1 protein-coding gene is annotated in these 1091 nt (G+C 43.1%); it reads right to left on the bottom strand.

Going from position 1 to position 1091, the window contains the following annotated elements; genetic code table 11:
* Positions 1–1058, bottom strand: a 1058-nt coding sequence (locus IFO66_RS23620; protein ID WP_192027465.1) for an IS4 family transposase, incomplete at its 3' end; no start/stop codon positions are given.
* Positions 1059–1091: the final 33 nt, after the last annotated feature.

Below are 1091 nucleotides of genomic sequence, written 5' to 3'. Positions count from 1 at the left end.
ATTCTTGCGAAAATCTCTTGAACAATGGACTTTTGCTTCTTTGCGTGAAAATTAGTCAGACCGACGGTATATTTTAATGCTCTGAATGAAGTTTCAATGCCCCAGCGCATTTTGTATAGGAGCTTGATTTCATCGGGCGGGAATTCATCCGCAGAAAGATTTGTGATGACGGTTTCATATGTACCATTCGGCAGGAGTAAACGAACAACTCGAAAGGAGATCGGGTAAAATAAGTTTTTCTGCAAATCCAAAAAATCAAAGGTAGACGTGGAAGGAACGAACTTATACATCTCGGGATGAGCTTTAATCTTTTTCGTTTGTTTTTTGGTGAGTGTGAATTGAACGTTTCTATCGAATTCTCCGCTAGCGGGCAAATGCAAACCAGAAAGAATCCCCGTGGAGCCCAAGTCCTTTACCCGTATGATATAGTTCCATCCCTTGCGTTCAATATGCGCGAAATTGTTGTAACTTTCATAGCCTCGATCGGCAATGACAATCGTTTTTCCTTCGATGGGGGAACGACTAACCATATCTGCCAGAGCCCTTCTCTCATTGGACAACCTTCGTGGCTGAACAATGGCATCCACATAAAGTCTGTTACATAGGTCATAGGCTGCGTTTAAATGCAGTAGGTTATAGCCTTTCGCGTTCGGTTTACTTTGAAAATAGGTGTCCGAGTCCGCAGCGTCCGTTGCAATATGCAAATCCGAACCGTCAATGGCAAGTAACCGATACCCCCGGTAGTGCTTGATATTCATATACGATTGCGTAAACTGGTGAAACAAGAATTCCACAGCAGACGGCAGGATTTTATTCCTTTGCTGAACAAAAGCAGAAGTAGTTGCGGTGTTTACGTCATAACCCTGCGATTCCAAGAGTTCCTTATATAAGCTGTTGCCACCTATTGAGATCAGGAGTTGCATAACGGTTTCAAAGGGCAGCTTTTTCTTTCGAGTAAAATCTTTTTCAGGGTTTTCAACATAAGGTGCTGGTGCGGCTGACATTTCTCTTATGAGGGATGTCAGTGTTTCTTTTAGCGAATTCGCGTACTCATTCATTGGCGTAACCTCCTCGTTTTTTCAAGGGGCTAC

This window comes from Paenibacillus arenosi, from assembly GCF_014841135.1.
In the GTDB taxonomy this organism is placed as follows: domain Bacteria; phylum Bacillota; class Bacilli; order Paenibacillales; family Paenibacillaceae; genus Paenibacillus_B; species Paenibacillus_B arenosi.
The sequence above is the reverse complement of the archived record's forward strand: the minus strand, read 5'-3'. Positions and strand labels throughout refer to the sequence as shown.